This window comes from Paenibacillus sp. Paensp111 (genome assembly GCF_059492195.1).
The window spans coordinates 3,860,891-3,878,398 of sequence record NZ_CP168527.1; the positions used below are offsets into that span (position 1 = coordinate 3,860,891).

Annotated in this window: 15 protein-coding genes; all 15 read right to left on the reverse strand. The window is 44.1% G+C overall.

Going from position 1 to position 17,508, the window contains the following annotated elements; translation table 11 throughout:
• Nucleotides 1-9: 9 nt before the first annotated feature.
• Nucleotides 10-3,903 carry a CDP-glycerol glycerophosphotransferase family protein gene (locus tag ACEN86_RS18210; protein ID WP_495631898.1) on the reverse strand — a complete coding sequence of 1,298 codons (3,894 nt, stop codon included), beginning with the start codon at nucleotides 3,901-3,903 and terminating at the stop codon, nucleotides 10-12.
• 71 nt (nucleotides 3,904-3,974) lie between these two features.
• On the reverse strand, nucleotides 3,975-5,858 hold the full coding sequence (locus ACEN86_RS18215; protein WP_495631899.1) for a glycosyltransferase: 1,884 nt from the start codon (nucleotides 5,856-5,858) through the stop codon (nucleotides 3,975-3,977).
• A gap of 195 nt (nucleotides 5,859-6,053) precedes the next feature.
• The gene (gene hag / locus ACEN86_RS18220) at nucleotides 6,054-6,869 is read right to left on the reverse strand and encodes a flagellin Hag (protein WP_495631900.1); all 816 of its coding nucleotides are present in this window, start codon (nucleotides 6,867-6,869) and stop codon (nucleotides 6,054-6,056) included.
• 173 nt (nucleotides 6,870-7,042) lie between these two features.
• Nucleotides 7,043-7,279: a carbon storage regulator CsrA gene (gene csrA, locus ACEN86_RS18225; protein ID WP_495631901.1), complete on the reverse strand. Its 237-nt coding sequence runs from the start codon at nucleotides 7,277-7,279 to the stop codon at nucleotides 7,043-7,045.
• Nucleotide 7,280: 1 nt separating this feature from the next.
• Nucleotides 7,281-7,736: a flagellar assembly protein FliW gene (gene fliW, locus ACEN86_RS18230; protein ID WP_495631902.1), complete on the reverse strand. Its 456-nt coding sequence runs from the start codon at nucleotides 7,734-7,736 to the stop codon at nucleotides 7,281-7,283.
• A 98-nt stretch (nucleotides 7,737-7,834) separates the two neighbouring features.
• Nucleotides 7,835-8,398 (reverse strand): DUF6470 family protein, encoded by a 564-nt coding sequence (locus tag ACEN86_RS18235; RefSeq protein WP_495631903.1) that lies wholly within the window; start codon nucleotides 8,396-8,398, stop codon nucleotides 7,835-7,837.
• Nucleotides 8,399-8,416: 18 nt separating this feature from the next.
• Entirely contained in the window at nucleotides 8,417-9,340 is a 924-nt protein-coding gene (gene flgL, locus ACEN86_RS18240) for a flagellar hook-associated protein FlgL (protein WP_495631904.1), read from the reverse strand.
• 23 nt (nucleotides 9,341-9,363) lie between these two features.
• The gene (flgK, locus tag ACEN86_RS18245) at nucleotides 9,364-10,923 is read right to left on the reverse strand and encodes a flagellar hook-associated protein FlgK (protein ID WP_495631905.1); all 1,560 of its coding nucleotides are present in this window, start codon (nucleotides 10,921-10,923) and stop codon (nucleotides 9,364-9,366) included.
• Nucleotides 10,924-10,949: 26 nt separating this feature from the next.
• On the reverse strand, nucleotides 10,950-11,450 hold the full coding sequence (locus ACEN86_RS18250) for a flagellar protein FlgN (protein WP_495631906.1): 501 nt from the start codon (nucleotides 11,448-11,450) through the stop codon (nucleotides 10,950-10,952).
• 111 nt (nucleotides 11,451-11,561) lie between these two features.
• Nucleotides 11,562-11,840, reverse strand: coding sequence for a flagellar biosynthesis anti-sigma factor FlgM (flgM, locus tag ACEN86_RS18255; protein WP_495631907.1), 279 nt, complete (start codon nucleotides 11,838-11,840; stop codon nucleotides 11,562-11,564).
• A gap of 173 nt (nucleotides 11,841-12,013) precedes the next feature.
• Nucleotides 12,014-12,427 carry a TIGR03826 family flagellar region protein gene (locus ACEN86_RS18260; protein WP_495631908.1) on the reverse strand — a complete coding sequence of 138 codons (414 nt, stop codon included), beginning with the start codon at nucleotides 12,425-12,427 and terminating at the stop codon, nucleotides 12,014-12,016.
• A 540-nt stretch (nucleotides 12,428-12,967) separates the two neighbouring features.
• A complete protein-coding gene (locus ACEN86_RS18265) occupies nucleotides 12,968-13,786 on the reverse strand; it encodes a ComFC family protein (RefSeq protein ID WP_495631909.1) in 819 nt (272 codons plus the stop codon).
• Nucleotides 13,783-15,933: an ATP-dependent helicase ComFA gene (locus ACEN86_RS18270; RefSeq protein ID WP_495631910.1), complete on the reverse strand. Its 2,151-nt coding sequence runs from the start codon at nucleotides 15,931-15,933 to the stop codon at nucleotides 13,783-13,785. Before ACEN86_RS18270 ends, ACEN86_RS18265 begins: the two co-directional genes overlap by 4 nt.
• Nucleotides 15,934-16,143: 210 nt before the next feature.
• Nucleotides 16,144-16,563 (reverse strand): hypothetical protein, encoded by a 420-nt coding sequence (locus ACEN86_RS18275; RefSeq protein WP_495631911.1) that lies wholly within the window; start codon nucleotides 16,561-16,563, stop codon nucleotides 16,144-16,146.
• Between the two features lie 216 nt (nucleotides 16,564-16,779).
• The gene (locus tag ACEN86_RS18280; protein WP_127198398.1) at nucleotides 16,780-17,508 is read right to left on the reverse strand and encodes a response regulator; all 729 of its coding nucleotides are present in this window, start codon (nucleotides 17,506-17,508) and stop codon (nucleotides 16,780-16,782) included.

The following is a 17,508-nucleotide window of genomic DNA, read 5'->3' on the forward strand; positions in this document are numbered from 1 at the left end:
ACGAGGAAATCATCCCTTTGAACTTAACACCTCTATTTTCTTTTGAAGCTCACCTTGTAAATATTGATCATTACATTTCTCAAGTGCCTTTTCATAAAATATTATTGCATCTGGTGTTTGATTGAGCTGTTCATAAATGATAGCTAAACTATATAAAACATCAAAATAATGCGGATCAAGAGAGTATGCTCTAAGCAAGTAATTTAGAGCTTGCTCAAAATCACCCCTGTTATAATAAGAAGTTGCCGCAATTGTATTCAACTCACTATTAATTTCAACCAGATCTTTATGAAAACTCAATAAGCCATCAAAAGATTCTAACTCGCCCTCTTCTAAAAAACTAATTAAATTTGCCTTGATTTGCTCTACTTCATGAGTTGCTCCCCAATCTAGGACAAGCTTCCTTTCTGTGTCGATATTTAATTCCTCTTCGATAAGATCCCAGACACGGTCGGCCGATTTGAAATCTTTATGAGTATGAACAATACTTTTAATGAAATCTCTTTCTGTAACAAAATATTCACTGTCCGATAAGGACTTTGTAAGTTCATCTTGTAGCCGATCCTGACTATATACTTTTGGTCCCGGTGTCCAAGCTTCATAAGGCTCCAGCAAAAAACCTCTATTCTCCCTATAAATATCCAGATCAGTAGGCGTAAACAATATCGGCCGATCTAACAATAAATAGTCAAAATATATTGAGGAATAGTCTGTAATAAGAAGATCAATGCTACCCAGTAACTCATAAAAATCCAGCCCACTAGAAGTAATATCAGCTTCTGTGAGTAATTTTACTCTAGGGCTGTTTATATTTCTAATCTGTTCCTTAACCATGGCTTCTTCAACCCAATGTAACTTCACAATTAAATAGATTTGATGTTCTTCTAGATAATCTTCAAATTCTATTTGATTAAATTGCTCGAATCCAAAAAGATTTCCCCAATTACGATTGCCTTCATTTTTATCTGGATTAAATTGAGAAGAACGGAATGTCGGACTATACATTATCAGCTTCTGGCCATCCATGTTCTTTTCGAAGAATCGGGAGAACCATTCTCTATTATCACGATCTAATAAATCATTTCTTGGTGCTCCAGTAATTCGATATTTCGAAGCATCCAATCCGATGCAAGCATTAAATAATGTATTAAACGTTCCTGAATATGATGAAATATAGTCAACGTTCTTCCACCAAGCTTTTATTTGATCTCCTGATCTTAAGTCCCCTGGATCCATGTTTGCCATTGCTTTAAGCGGGAAGCCATGCCACAACTCTATATTAATTTGTCTATGACTGAATGGGTAATTAGCTTGTGTAGTTACTACAACATCACTTTCTTTTACATACGTATCATAATGTTCATAATTCTGTTCTTGATATAACCTGACCTCATATTTATCTGTAATATAGGATGGTATTTGTTTTGCTAAACTAGTTGAGTTGCAACCTGAATTTGTTGTGCTGATCAAAGATATCTTAGGCTTTGAACAACTTTCTAAAAGCGTTGCCATTCTATTTATATATTTTTTATCCTCTTTCTCTACATGTCTAGAATATTGCTTTAAAGCTTTGATCTTATTTCCCATACGTTCCAAAAGTTCTGCAAAAAGTAATCCTGCTCTTTTATCAGGCATAGTCTTTTCTACTAATTGGAGGAACCCAAAAGCCTCTTCAAATTGCCCTTGTCCAATAAGAAGACGTGCTTTCAATGTATTTAAGAACATACTATGCGAAGCTGATAATGATCTTTCAAGCTGATTTATAAGCTTGGCTGCAAGATCCCACTCAGCTTTATCAATCCATTCCGTTATTTGGCCTTCTATTTCATCCTTTTGCACTTCTGATATAGAGCCGTCAACTTCATATCCCAAAATATTGTATTCTGTTATCAAGTATTCACAAATAGGAGAACCCTCATTCAGCTTAGAAACCTCAATGATTTCATCCCTATTAACATTCTCTTCAAGCACGTGTTTAGAATACAAGTCGTACATTTTCTTAACTGGACTATCTTGAATCAGCAGAGATTGATTATAGTATTGCGGGATGTCGTTTATTAGTAGATAAGCCAAAGCGTATATATACTCATAATCCATTTGATTAAGCCGATAAATAAATTCCTGTTTCAGTTCTTCTCTAACATACGTTAAATAAGGTGCAACTTCTGTTAATGCAGACAAGTTATTATTTACAATTAACGATCTTATATATTGTCTTTCAGTATATTTTGTAATCTGAGTAGTATATGCTTCCTTAGCCCCTAATTCAAAATCACGGCTATTTTTTACATTTTGATAAACTCCGTACATTGTTTTAAAGACAGCTGAAAAATAACTTGTAGAAAGTTGGTAAAGCTGTTCTCCTATTTGTTCTAGTTCATCTTCGTATTGTTTAGAACCAGTTTTTCCAGTAGCTAAACTGCAAAGCAAAGCCGCTCTGGAATTCCAACTATTATCAACTATAAAATTACTAATCACATTGTTATTTATGTCTATCTGTAGAGCATTATTTATAGCCTTATTAAAATCATCAGAGTTGTCAGCTAGAATAGTATACGGTTTATCGATCCCACAATCAGGGATGTATGTTGTGATTACTGGCAAACCACTTGCTATATATTCATAATGTTTGATGGGATCACAATTTATAATGATGTCACTTGACGACTTGAATGGTATTATCCCAACTTGCATATGTGACAAATATTGTTTTAATTCACTATGTTTTTTAGGACCTGTAAAATATAAATTTGGTAGGGAATTTTCAAGAATGTTTTTACCAAATCCTATAATTACAAAGGACTTATCGGGGTTAGCTTTTACTACATCATAGAACAATTCTGAATCAAACCATTCGTACAACGCCCCCATATAAACAATTCTTGGTTCGGGAATATGTGAGATATCTTCAGGGATCTCATTTTTTTCAATGATAAAGTCGGCTTCATTAACAGCATTCTTCGAGATAAACACATTATTTCTTTTTTCAATTGCCGCTCGTTGTAAATATAAAGAGGTGGAGGTCGTAGTAATAGCATCTGCTGATTCCATAAGCATGTGTTCCCATATCACATCACTTTTATGACCCCAAAAAGCATAGTCCAAATCGGAATGATCATCTACACAATCATATATATGATAGAAGTCACCACTTACAGCATCTATAACACTGACTTGATAAGGCATATAGGTAATAATAACCGGCTTATGATGTAAAGTTACACTTAGTAACTTCTGGACTATATCTACGTAATTATTTACCAGTTCTCCATTTTTGGTAATCGATATGGGCGTCAAAATGTTGACTCCACTCTCAATCCTCATGTTAGCCCAGGAGTATTCTGTCAGATCCTTAACTGTAAGCCTTTCTTCGCCTTGGCTCACTTCTGCATTAACACTAGGTTCAATATAAAGTACTTCATTTCCAAATTTGGATAAAGACTTAGAAATATGATGCATTCTTTGCTGTATATCCCCCCATCCGCAGGAGGACATTACAATAAAGGTTCGCCGGGTACCCTTAGCGGCAGTTTCAAAAATCTGATTTAGTGCAGATCCATTTTGTTTACAGTATATTTCAGATAATTCTTGTTTTAATTGAAGATTCTCCGAATAGCGATAAGCAAGTCCATAATATAAGGCCGCATCACTAAGATAGCCCTCATACTCCATTACAACTGCGTAATTGAACAACACATCAGAGTTTTCTCTGTCAATCTCTAATGCCTTCTCTAAACAATTACGAGCAGTCTTATATTCTTGCAACTTCAGACAAAGTACCCCTCTAACATTCCAGAAATCAGCACTATTCATATACTCCTGTTCATATTGTCTGCAAAGATTATATGCCTCTTGGATGTCACCATTATTTATAAAATGAGCTATCTGTTCAATAATATTCACTGTTATACCTCCGTTGTTGTTCTAGAGAATATTGAATGTGCTGATTTCTTACAAAGAAAAGGGGGTTTGACCTAGTTTGTGACCCATAAGGATAGTGGAAATCGCTCCCTAATTATATCTTTAGTATTACGCGCACTCTCTATATCACCGAGTTTCATATACATTTCATAACACCGTTCATAAGATCCGTAATCTGTAGAGACATTTAATAGTCTTGTGTAAAACAACTTGGCATCCTCAAGATAATTATTACTATAGCAAATATCACCAAGCAGCTTAATAACTCTTACGTCGTTAGGATACACCTCAAAAAGTTTCACCAGTAAATCGATAGCTACCTCGCTGAACCCAAAGGAAGCTATATGTCCACAGACTCTAACTTTCAAATCCAAAGAGCCTTTCCATGTGTAATCTAAAATACGTTGGAACACTTCGTATTCCTGAAGTTCAATTAACTGTGCAATCAGTTTTTCAAGAACTTTTTCTGTGAAAGTATTCAATTGATTCTCTTGGAATTCTTCCGCCTGTACGATTCGACTAAGAACTTTGCTCTCCTTGTTGCTCAAATTCAGTAACAATTTAGTCTTGGCAAAAAGCTCATTATCTTGCAGTAGTACGGAAAGTAGTAAAATATCTTCGCCATTCTGTTCGGATATATTCTCTATACTCAACCACTGGCTTCTAGCTATCTGATATTCCCGAGCGTACTGGGTACCTACTGCTAACACATTGTCTTCAACCTTAATTTTGAATTCGGTCAAGTACTTATTTAGCAGTGGATGTCTTAGTAAATATAATATCTCGAGCAACAGAGTCAACTCTTTAATTGTGGAGGTACGATAGATCAATTCAATATTCTGGAAAACGTCTTCTGTTGGAATATTAGCTTTGGTAACGATTTGAAAATACTTGTTAATCGCTGCACCAAATGTTTTATTTATTTTAAGGGCTTCAATAATATGCTCATAACTCTTGGAAAGCTGAAACTTCGATTCATAAATCTCTGCCAATCTATAATGAGCCATATAACTTCCATTGCCCTCTGTCACAGTTGTTCCCTGATCACCTAACTCCAAACATTTAGTAAACGAGTTTATTGCATCCTTGGTATAACCAGCTTCCAGAAAGATAGATCCTTGTAAGTAGTGTAGATCTGTGGCTTCCGGATATAGACAAACCGCATCTCTCAGTACCTCAAGTGCTTCGTCGTATTTCTTCAGTTCATTTAAGCAATAACATAAAGTACTAATCAGATCAGGCACTATAACTAATTGCTTACTTAAAGGATAGGCTCTTTTCAGATACTCAATAGCCTTCTCATGCTCACCAATGGACATATAAGTCCTTCCCATATTAAACAGGTTATATGCTGTTGGATTCTCTTTCACTTCCTGCAGCATTAAGGGGAGGTTTCTCTGATTCTTAGCTCGATGGCTCATCATATCATCGGTATACCCTGTATGATGAATTACAAACTTACAAAATCCATTAGTGAAGTCAACCCCCTCATCCATATTGTTCAAATGCTCATGAAGGCGATTTCGGTATTTAAGGCCCTTACGGTTAGCAAACAACCGAATTGCAGTATGATTAATAGCCCTACCATGCGAAAGAATATTATGAATTTTGACAAAATAATAATCATAACCTTGACTCAATTCATCCTGGAAGTCTACAGAAGAGGTCCCTTCTATATATTCATCCGCATCTAGCACTAAAATATAGTCCGAGGTAGCATACTTTAATGATTCATTTCTAGCCGCTGCAAAGTCGTTGCACCATTCAAACGGGAAAATATCATTTGTATACTCTCGAGCGATTTGAATGGTAGAATCAGTTGAACCGGTATCTATTATCACAATTTGACTTACTTTATCCTTTACGCTTTCCAGACATCTACGCAAATAATCTTCTTCATTCTTCACAATCATACATAAAGAGATAGTCTTATTCATAGCTAAGTATCCTCTCGCAGAAACAAATATCGTTGTATATTATATCGGCCAAATCTCAATAACTGATTAGTATTTAGACGAATATACAAAAATAGGTATATGTAGTTAGGGCTATTAATATCTATTAATTAAACTTTAAAACTTAATACAACAAAAAAAAGACTGCCGAAAAATTCGGCAGTCTTTTTAAGAAAATTAACGAAGCAATTGAAGAACACCTTGTGGCTGTTGGTTAGCTTGAGCCAACATAGCTTGAGCAGCTTGAGCAAGGATATTGTTCTTAGTTTGGTTCATCATTTCCTTAGCCATGTCTACGTCACGAATACGGGATTCAGCTGCAGACAGGTTCTCGGAAGAAGTGTTCAGGTTGTTGATAGTGTGTTCCAGACGGTTCTGGTTAGCACCCAGTTTAGCACGTTCTGCAGATACTTTCTTGATTGCGTTGTCAAGAAGAGAAAGTGCTGCATTTGCACCAGTTTGAGTTCCGATTGCAACAGAACTGATACCAAGAGAAGCAGCTCCCATATTGGCAATAGACAATTTGATTGCTTGGCTAGTGTTAGCACCGATTTGGAATACAGCATTACTGATACCGGTTCCGTTCAACAATTTCTTAGTGTTGAACTCAGTATCGGTAGAAATACGAGTAACTTCTGTAGTCAACTCTGTCACTTCTTTTTGAAGCTCATCACGATCATCATTTGTGTTAGTGTCGTTGGCAGATTGCACAGCCAGCTCACGAATACGTTGAAGAATGCTATGAGTTTCATTCAGTGCGCCTTCTGCTGTTTGAATCAAAGAAATACCATCTTGAGCATTTTTAGAAGCCATGTCCAAACCGCGGATCTGTCCACGCATTTTCTCGGAAATTGCGAGGCCTGCTGCGTCATCACCAGCACGGTTGATGCGAAGACCAGATGAAAGCTTCTCAATGGATTTATTTGTGTTAGCAGTGTTTGAAGACAGTTGACGGTACGTATTCATTGCGGCAATATTGTGGTTAATAATCACGATAAATTTCCTCCCTGAAATTAAATGTCCCACGTCCATGTGGTTTTTTGTTTTAGGCTATCTTTCGAAGGTCGGCCGCCCTTCTCTAGTAGCTTGTAATATATATATCGACGGAATTCTCGATCTTTTAATAGCAAATCTTGTTTTTTTTATTTTTTTTTATAATCCGAAAATTACTCCTTCGGTCCTTGAAACAACCCCTTTAAAGCTTGGAGGTCCTGTTGGTCATTCATCGCAGATTCACGATTCGCCTCCTTAATCGAAAGGAATACCTCGCTGCGAAATATATCCACGTGCTTAGGTGCGTTAATTCCAATACGTACCGTGTCTCCTTCGACCCCCAGTACTACAATCTCAATATTATCCTGGATAACAATCGACTCGCCCTTTTTACGTGATAGAACCAGCATCTCACTCACCATCCTTCTGGCTTGTTGATTTCTCTCTATCAGACGAGACATTAAGCAAGTGTCTCGTCTGATAATTCGTATTGTGCAGTACAATTTGCTTACCTACCCGCTTATCAGGATTCAAAACCAGTGGAGCAAGAAGATTGATCGTGGAGAGCTCAATTTGTTTATTCAAGGTCAATACACACCATACATTAACATTCGATTCAATATGCAGCTCCTCTTGTTCATTATCCGGCAGCTCAAATTCATAAGAGGGATAAAACAAAAACGGATTAACGATAACAAAAGCCAGCGTAGGTTCCTCCAACGATTGAAGGTAAAAGAATGGATCATCACCTTGATCAATCAATGCAAATTGCTTACATTGCTCGAAACCGGGAACCCCCTTCTCGAATCGATATATACTTTCTTCCTTTACTTCAAGCTTTCCCCATGTAGACGTCTCAATAATCACGAGTTAATCCTCCTTTATGAGTCATTGAATATGACATTCATGTTATACAAAAAGGTTATAGACGACGAAAATCTACTCATCTATAACCTTATCTTATTTTATACAGCAGCATCAATTTCGGGTGGAATAAATTCCACTGAAGGATACTGACGCATATATATATTCAACTTTCCACGAGTATACTCAATCTCTGGCTTGTGAATGTCTACTTGAATATCTACCCCACCCTTATGAAACTCAATAGTAGGCGGGGTTGTCTCAATTCGAATATCGACATTATCTGTCGAAGCAGGTCCACGGAACTCCGGAAAAGGATTCGGCTGCCAATCCTCTCCATACACGTCTGCAATCGTATTACCCGGCTTAAAGAATTGGGCAATGCGGTTACCTTGCTCCACACGGTTTGCAATTCCCTGCAAATATATTTGCTCAATTCCAGAATATATACGCTGATTCATCTCTAGAAGGTTTCCGCCATGGTATGCCGCTTCAGCCCTGGAACTGTCAATATGAATTTGTGGACGATATTGGTGAATCTCCCACTCTCCATGCTGGACCTGCATTCTAACATCTGCCTTTGGCTGACGTATTGAATAGGTGCCTGGATCTGAGTCAATGCCTATCAAGCCTGGAGTTTGTCTAATCTGCAAAATAGGCTGCATTGATCACTCCCCCCATCTCTATCTTAGAAAGTCGACTAAAGTAGGCTGGATGATTTTTGACCCTGCCGACAAAGAGGCATTGTAGATATTTTCTTGAACCTTAGATTTCATAATTAATTCTGCGTAATCAGCATCTTCAGTTTTTGATTGAAGATCAGTCAAATTTGTATTTAAGTCACCCAATCTGTTTTGCATTAGCTCAATTCGGTTTGTTTTTGCACCGAGTTCAGCACGTGCGGTGAGAATTGTCTCCATGCGGTTATCAATTTTATCCAACTGTTTTGATGCCGTAAGTGTATCCCCGGCGTTCAAAGCAGCTGACAAGCTATCCATAATATTAAAAATATTTGTAGGATCTGATCCAGTACCGAATATATCAGTACCTGTCATATTTATCGGCAGTTGCACACTATCACCTACGGTATAATTTATTAATCCAGTATCCGTAGTTAGTGTACTCAAACTAGTGGTATCAGAGGTGCCATCCGCATTCTTGGGGAAATCATATGGCATACGATTGTACGCCTCGCCATTAAAAATATATTTCCCGTTTAACTTACTGTTTGCAATATCAATCAGCTGCTCTTTCAGCTGACCGACTTCTTTATTGATGCTGTCGAGAGCAGACTGCGGGTTCGTCCCCGTAGCTGCTTGAACGGTTAATTCGCGCAACCGCTGAATCACACTTCCAGTCTGATCTAACACAGTATCATTGAAATCCAACCACGACAAGGCGCTGTCTACATTTTTGGTGTACTGGTCATTGGATGCCAGCTCTCCGCGGTAACGAAGAGAGTAAGTAATTCCAACTGGATCGTCGGAAGGCTTATTCAGCTTGCGTCCAGTAGCCAGCTGGTTCTGCGTATTGTTCATAGCCTGAGCATTGCGGTTCAGGTTGAGCATCAGCTGGGAGTTCATCATATTTGAAGTGATTCTTAACACAGTAGCTAACCTCCTTTACCTAATTATCTGCCTACAGTTCCTGTTGAGTTAATGAGCTTATCGAGCAATTGGTCAAAAGTTGTCATGAAGCGTGCAGCCGCACTATAGGCGTGCTGGAACTTGATCAGGTTAGACATCTCTTCATCCAGAGACACACCGCTTACGGATTGTCGCTGGCCTTCAACCTGTTGAACCAGGATGCTGGAATTCTCTACCTGACGCTGGGCTTCCTGGGACTGTACACCAAGCTGACCTACCGCTGAGTTATAAAGCCCATCAATTGTTGTTGTGCGTGAACCATCTGCAGCGGTAAAGTTAGTCTGCTTCAGATTAGCCATCAAAAGAGCGAGCGTATTATTCCCTCTGATCACTGCTTCAGATGTTCCTGTTCCCTCCGTACGCATAGAAGTGGCAATCAAATTCTCATTCGTTGCAATTTTGGTATTGAGGCTGATATTCGCTGCCGTAATGTCCCCGCCACCCTTCGCTTCGAAGAACGGAAGGCCTCCGTTGGTTGTACCATCCAGCGTGTAGCCAAGCTGGTGAAGTCCATTTAGACCTTTTACCGTGACTACGGTATCTTGGGTTACATTACGTCCTGTTACCCCATCGACAGTTACGCCTTCTGGTAGCACAGTCCCTTTTGGAAGGGTGATCTTGATGTCTCCATTGGCAAGAGTGTTCGCCAGGTTATCGAGCTGCTTCTGATAGTCTTTGACATAGTTCTCGCGTGATGCGATCATGCCGTATACTTCGCCGCCGTTCAAGTTGCCGGAAGCATAAGCTGCTTCGAGAAACGCCCCTTTGTCATCCGGACCTGTTCCATCCACGTCGACTTGGACTTCGCTGCCTTCAACCAAGTTCTGTCCGCCCATAGAAATCGTATAGCCTTGATCCGTCTCCTGAACGTTAATGTTGATAATCTGGGACAGCTTATCGGTTAGTAAATCCCGTTGATCCCGAAGGTCATTGGCCTGGTCGCCAAGGCCCTCAATACGGGTAATAGAATCGTTAAGGTTTGCAATCGAGGTCAGATAGTTCTGAACTTCGCTGGCCTTAACCCCCACGTTAGTTGTCAAATCCTGACTTAATTTGCTGAGTTGGCCGCTCATATAGTTCATAGCATCTGTCAACGCTGACGCATTCTCCTTGACGACTTTGCGTGCTGCAGCGCTTTCCGGGTCTTTACTGAGGTTGGACCAAGAGCTCCAGAAATTATTAAGCACTTTGCTGATCCCGGTATCCGAAGGTTCATTGAAGATACCCTCTAGCTTATCCAGCGTATCCGCTTTGATATTCCAGCTGCCGCTTGCGTTGTTCTCGCTGCGATACTGGCTGTCCAGGAAGCCCTGTCTGATTCGCTCAATCGCCTGATACTCTACCCCTGTACCTAGCTGTCCTGGAGTATTGGAACGGTTAAGTCCATAAGCTTCTATGGAAAGAGAAGGCTTCATCTTCACCGTCTGACGGGAATAGCCTTCTGTATTCGCATTTGAAATGTTGTGTCCTGTTGTATTTAATGCCGCTGTCTGAGTGAACAGACTTCGCTTAGCAGTTTCTATGGAATGAAATGTGGATGTCATGACCTTACTTCCTCCTCAATTGAGCCTTAGGCGCGTGTATCAAAAAGTCCGGGGCGGCCGCGGCCGCCGCTCTTATCAGCCGGATGCTGGTATGTCGCTGCCTGCTCAGGTTCACCGACCAGTAGATCTAGTGAATAATCGAGAAAAGTAAGCGACTGCTCAATCAGCTTCTGATTCAAATCGTTCAATTCCTTGAGTCTGTACAGCGTATTGGAAAGCTTCTTCTGCATGAAGAGCAGCGCCTTCTTCTCTTCCGGGTCAAATACAAGCCTCGAAAGCTCCGTAATCGTCAGATTCAGCTGTGACTTGACGCCTCTCTCCTGCAGGAACGCATAGCATGCAGTGATGCGGGCATCCTCAAGCTTCTCGATCTGCTTAACGATACGGGACTCCTGATTCAAAATAGCAATCAAGTCTTCCACGTTGTTCTTCATGATGGCGTCCCGCTTCTTCTCCGCCCACTCCAGCATCACCAGGTGGGCTTCTTCAAGCTGATCCAGTGAGTCAATTAATGCCTGTACTGCCATGGTATCCTCCTATACGTATGAACTAAAGAAATGAACACACGACTCTCTTCGTATTCACTTATGAACCATCAAGACGCTGCAGTCTTTAGTTCATTCCGTCTAGCTGCTGTTCTATGACTTGAAATACGGTGCGAGCTTCTCGGCAAGCTTGCCTGCGTCTACCTGATAGGTTCCGGCAGCCACTTGGGCTTTCAAATCCTGAATGCGCTGAATGCGGGCAGGATCTGAGGTTTTCTCATTAGCCTGGGCTTGCAGAAGCTGCTGTGCTGCATTAGAAATAGATACTTCATCTTTGCGTTTGGTCTTCTTGTCAGTCAGCTGCCGCTGATTATCTAGTTGGCGTTGATACGAATTTATCGACCCAATTCGTCCGGTCTCGTTAATTTTCATAACCTACACCTTCCTCTCAAAAATAAAAATACCGATAATCTCTACTAAGTTTATCGGCATCAAATGAAACATTTTTTATAGTTCCAGGGAATGAACTTTCTCAGGCAAGCGCTATTCATAAGGTCACAGCCTACAAAAATAAATTAGTTCAAACCGTACAAAGGAACTTTTATCTAGTCCTTACGAAGCCGATCTAACGTCTTGTATGCTGTGCTAGTCTGGTTCTGTTCTGATTCTCTCGCCTGCGCTTCTTCCCTTGCTGCCGCCGTGAGATCACGGGTCAATCGTGTACGGCAGCCGTCACACATATTCCCATCCCGGATTAGAATCCCGCATACCTCACAGGGATACATCACATTCGGATTATTCTCGACCGAAATCCGGCCCTCTTTGATAAACTTGGTGATCTGCTTGATCGATACCTCTGTTGCCTCAGAAAGCTCATGAATGCTTGAGCCTTTATTCTCGCGAAGATATTTGAAACAGCGTTCATATTCTTCTTCAATCGCCTTAATACAGGCGGAGCATATATTCTTGAAGTTCTTGGCGTACAGCTTCCCGCAGCGAGGGCAATTGTCTAGATTCATGGAAATTACCTCTTTCGTTTCATTCTACTGTAAAATAACGCGGCTCACAAATTCCAATTAGTTCTATATACAGAGGACAAAAAAATAAAAAACGCTTAAGAAACGCTTGTTATTCTACAGATTACCTAAAATTACAACACCCGTCTATGCTTTATGTAAATAAAGCTGACTCTTCAACTATTAAAAATGCCCCACCAGCATGTCTAGTAGGGTAAGCATGCTTCTCAAAGTAAACTCAAGGCTACTTCTTCAGCAAAAGTCTCGGATATATTATATATCGGCAAAAACATCTAATAATTAATGATAATCTCTTCAATTCCTACTCAATTTTAAAAAGGTGCGCAGCATGAGCACAAATCCCACACTCATGTTCAGTTTGCGTGTGTTCTTCTAATTTTTTATTACGACGGAGGATTTGATTTAAGATACGTCTTCAACGATGTAAGTTATCTGCGCTGCGAATGGAACTCATCACAGGTATGATCATATTGGCCTTCTCCTGAATATTCAGGGGCTTTCGCGAGGATACATCGCCTTGGCTCATGATCTCGCCCAGGTCAGGCAGTAAATTTCTGCAGTTATTCCCGCCTCACGGCAGGTGGTCAGAAGAGCTTCCGAGCAATATCCAACTGTACTTCCCGTCGTATAAATATCGTCCACCAGCAGAAGTCTGAGCAGAGAGTCCTGTTGTGTTGACTCCCGGTTCCTTCTCCTATGTAATATGGACAATGCAAGGTCTTCCATCTGCGGCAGCGTACGGAATACGCCTTGCATACTATGAAGCCTCTGCCCCCTTCCCTTGAGGCTCATCTTCTCCGTATCACGCGTACGCTCGAGCAGGTCGATGAGCGGTACCCGTGCCGCGGCGGCTGCGCCTGAACCGAGCAGCTCCGCCTGGTTGAATCCGCGTTCAGCCAGCCTCTGGCTGCTTAGCGGCACATAGGTCACAGCGTCGATTCTCCAGTCCCTGCCCATTCCCTGGGCAGATACCATCTCCGACGCCAGTATCTTGTAGGCTTGGCCCATCATTCGGGCCAGCACAGGGGCATAAGCTTCGCGGCCGCGGTATTTATACTGCGCGAGCCACTCGCGCATCCTCGAATCGTAAGCTACTGCGCTGCGATTCAGGATGAAGGGCCTTCTCGCCACTCCAGGACGGGTACAGTCCGGACAGCCGATATGACGCCCGCATACCGGACAGCGCGGATGGCATATCCAAGGGATCTCCGCCGCACAGGTCCGGCACACTTCGGTGTACTGCCGATTCCCAGTCTGCATAGGTCTCCCGCACGCCAGGCAGATCTGACCCTTCGGGGCAAGAAGCTGATGCAGCGGAGACAAGAGACGACTGAGGTTCATGACAGCCCCTCCTTCGTCCTCGGTTTCAGATAACCGCTGCGCTTTGCTAATCGATTCATTGCCTTGATCTGATGTATAGCCCCTCGCTGGGAGGACGTCCACTGCGGGGAGGCAAAGATGACACTTCCATCCGGGTCCTCCTTGGATCTTCCCGCCCTGCCAGCCATCTGTACAAGCGAGGCTTCATCGAAGAGTCCGCTGTCCGCGTCAAGAATAAATACATCACTTCGCGGAACCGTGACGCCCCGCTCCAGAATAGTCGTAGTCAACAGTACACGAATCTGGCCCGAGCGGAAGGCTAGAACCTTGTCCGCCCGGCCTACATCCTGGGAAGACGTCCCGTCCACCGGGATCCCGCTGCCGAGGGCGGCTTGTAATATAGCTGTCAACGGTTCAATTTGACGAATGCGCGAGACAAAAACAAACACCTGGGCACCGCGGGCCACGGACTGTCTGAGTGCTTTAACGAGCTGCAAGGGCAGGCGCCTTCTGCTTAAGCAGCGCTCAACCGGTTCCGTCTCCACGTGGCGGGGAACCGGGAGGGGATGACCATGGTAGCGCGCAGGTACCTTGGCGTGCGGCAATCTTCCCGAAGCAGCTGCACGCTGCAGCAGCCGTGGCGGTGTTGCCGACAAGAAGATGAAGCTTCCATCCGGCTTACAGCTGTTCTCTGCGCCGAAGGCCAGCATGGGATCATTATGGTACGGGAAGGCATCCAGCTCGTCGATAATGACGAGATCAAATGCTTCATGGTAGCGCAGCAGCTGATGAGTTGTCGCCAGTACCAGACGGCTCGCCTCCCACCTATCCGTACTTCCTCCATAAAGCACAGCTACGGGCTCATCCGGGAACGCCTTGGCGATCCGCGGCGCCAATTCAAGCACCACATCTCTTCTAGGCGTAGCGACCAAAGCGCGTCCGCCCTGATCCAGCATATAGCGCAGCAGCGGAAAGATCATCTCCGTCTTGCCTGCGCCGGTCACGGCCCAGAGCAGGAACTGCGGCGGCCTGCTGACCGCCAGCCGCTCATTAGTCTGCGACCGCTCCTTCGCCTGGTGCTGCTCCTTCGCCTGACGGCTGTCCGCTGGTTCAGCTGCCCCTGCCATAGCTGCAGGAACCTCATGTATACGACGGCTTAGTACCGTTGCCGTTCTGAGTAGGCTTGACCTCGGCGGCGCTCCTGCGCCATGGCGCCGCCCGACTGAGCAGCCGCCTCCGGCAGGCCGCTCGGCCAAGAACCGCAGCGCGGCGGAAGCCGCCTCGCGCTGCGCGGGGCTAAGCCCCCACCGGTCCAGCTGGGCACCGGTGGGGGCTGTTCCTCCGGCCGCGCGGATGCCCGCGGCTTCTACCTGCGCGCCGCGCAGCAACAGCGCGCAGGCCCGGCTGCGCCCGAGCGCGAGGCAGGCCTCGCAGTAGGCGCAGGCCTCACTGCCGCACGAGGCGCAAGGCGCCTCGGCGAGTGCGGCGCTTCCGCAGCGGCGGCAGCGCGGGGGCTGCCCGCGGCGCAGCAGGCTGCGGCTTACGGCCGGAGCAACGCCGGCCGTAAGCTGCACTTCGCCAAGCAGATGCGCCAGCTGCGCGGCTCTCTGCCAGCCGCCTGCGAGCTGCGGCAGGCGGCTCATAAGCAGCTGCTTCAGCTCAGGCACGAGCAGCGAGCGCCCTTGCAGCGCCTGGGCGAACTGCCCGGCGTCTTTTAGATCATGGCTCCATTCCCTCATGGAGATAGAATCTCCCCGCTGGCACAGGATCCTTCCGGCGGGACTGTAGCCCTGATCCTTCATCCACAGCCAAATGGGCTGGATTCCGTCACTTCCTGGAGTCCAGCTTCTATCTGCACCTCTGTCCCTCCTCGTACTGAATACTGACTTTCCCCTTCCTCCCGCTCCCCTCCCTTTCACTCTCGTCTCCATTCGCTTGAGACAAGCAATCCACTCTGCAGGCCCATATCTATCCATCTCTGAATTACACTCCATATCGTCACGTAATGATACAGCCTTCCCCAAGGAGAGTTCACGTGCAAGTAGCAGCAGACACTCAGCATCACTATCTCTTCTAAATGTCCACCATAGCAGATCAGTCTCGATATCTAGACTAATGTAGCACTCCCATCCTCTCTGTCTACGAACCATATACAGTGAAGCTTTCATCTTCTTCCCCCCTTATCCCTAAGTTACATCTATATAAAACGTTGGCTAAAAGCTCATTCTCTGGACCCTGCCCGCTTAAATAAGAGGAACGCCTCCCTTTCTCCGCACACAAAAAAGCACACTCCGGGCCGCAGCCTCATGAGTGTGCTTCACACTGAATTATCATATAACGGAGCTTGCCCTTTCAGGGGCCAGCGCTTTTGGAAACGTTTAAACATGGACATATGGAATTTTGGCCGCCTCCATAGGCACTCTTAGATCAATAAGAAGTGCAGTCTCACCCTCAACCTGAGCTGCCTGCCGCCTCATATCGTCTTCACCTTGTATTCCGGATAAGCCATACACCGAGAGCTCCAGTTCACCTGAATTCTTGATTCGCTGGGTTATGGCCAAGGTGTCATCTTCCGACCCTTCGTCAAATACCGTTATCCGGCAGTCCCTTCCTCTTAGCCGGGCATACCAGGAGATCGCCCGAAGATACCACTCCATTTGCTGCCCATGATTGCGGGTTACCAGAATATAATGCTCCCGACCGGGCGCTCCAGCCCGACCAGAGACATACATTTTATGCATAAGATGCACCAGCACTGCGGCTAGACCATAACACAAAAAGATCCACACAGGAACCACCCTGCTCACCTCCTTATAGCGACAATATATGCCGCCATAAGGCTGTCGGTTCCACGTAATGCTGAGCAAATGCCCAGTTCCCCGGACAATCCGGCTATTACCCCCAGTTCCCCTTGAACCGGGAGGAGGACGTAGGCTGACTTATATAAATCCACAAAAATTCATATGCCTCATAATGCAACTCTGCTAAATCAAGCTCTTAGATGCAGGTATGTATTAGAGGGTTACCCATCCATACTTGATTGCATTAATAACAGCCTGAGTCCGGTCGTCCACTTCCATCTTCTGCAGAATGCTGCTGACATGGTTCTTAACCGTTTTCTCACTGATGAAGAGGAATTCCCCAATCATCTTGTTGCTGCGTCCTTCGGCCATTAATCTCAGCACCTCAGCCTCACGGCGGGTTAGCGGATTATCATCGCCTGCTACAAATTTCACGCCGGCTTCACGGATCGCACCGTCCTCAGCAATGGCTCCAGTCTCGTTCAAGTATTCCATCCGGCGAAGCTGGTGAATCAGCTTGCCCGTTACTTTAGGATGGATAAAGGCATGGCCTTCGGCTACAGAACGGATCGCATTAATCAGCGATTCAGCCTCCATATCCTTCAACAGGTAGCCTGTCGCCCCTTTGCGAAGGGTTTCAAATACATAACTCTCATCATCATGAATAGAGAGAATGATAACTTTAATCTCCGGTAGAGAGGCGCGAAGCTTCTCAGTAGCATCCACCCCGTTAAGAAGCGGCATATTAATATCCATCAATACAATTTCAGGATTAAAACGCTGGCAGCAATCCAACACCTGGGTGCCGTCACTGCACTCGCCTACAACCTCAATATCTTCTTCCATGTTCAGAATCCGCTTGAGGCCCTCCCGAAACAGTTGGTGATCGTCAGCTAAGAGAACTTTGATTGGTCGTTTGCTAGTATAAATTAGGTTATCCAT

Excerpts from the sequence above, each read along its gene's own strand:
- ACEN86_RS18265 (WP_495631909.1), bottom strand. The coding sequence starts at position 13,786 with ATGAACCTCAGTCGTCTCTTGTCTCCGCTGCATCAGCTTCTTGCCCCG.
- csrA (WP_495631901.1), bottom strand. The coding sequence starts at position 7,279 with ATGCTGGTTCTATCACGTAAAAAGGGCGAGTCGATTGTTATCCAGGAT.
- ACEN86_RS18260 (WP_495631908.1), bottom strand. The coding sequence starts at position 12,427 with ATGAATCTAGACAATTGCCCTCGCTGCGGGAAGCTGTACGCCAAGAAC.
- ACEN86_RS18250 (WP_495631906.1), bottom strand. The coding sequence starts at position 11,450 with ATGGCAGTACAGGCATTAATTGACTCACTGGATCAGCTTGAAGAAGCC.
- flgK (WP_495631905.1), bottom strand. The coding sequence starts at position 10,923 with ATGACATCCACATTTCATTCCATAGAAACTGCTAAGCGAAGTCTGTTC.
- ACEN86_RS18215 (WP_495631899.1), bottom strand. The coding sequence starts at position 5,858 with ATGAATAAGACTATCTCTTTATGTATGATTGTGAAGAATGAAGAAGAT.
- flgM (WP_495631907.1), bottom strand. The coding sequence starts at position 11,840 with ATGAAAATTAACGAGACCGGACGAATTGGGTCGATAAATTCGTATCAA.
- ACEN86_RS18235 (WP_495631903.1), bottom strand. The coding sequence starts at position 8,398 with ATGCAGCCTATTTTGCAGATTAGACAAACTCCAGGCTTGATAGGCATT.
- ACEN86_RS18270 (WP_495631910.1), bottom strand. The coding sequence starts at position 15,933 with ATGAAAGCTTCACTGTATATGGTTCGTAGACAGAGAGGATGGGAGTGC.
- ACEN86_RS18280 (WP_127198398.1), bottom strand. The coding sequence starts at position 17,508 with ATGGATAACCTAATTTATACTAGCAAACGACCAATCAAAGTTCTCTTA.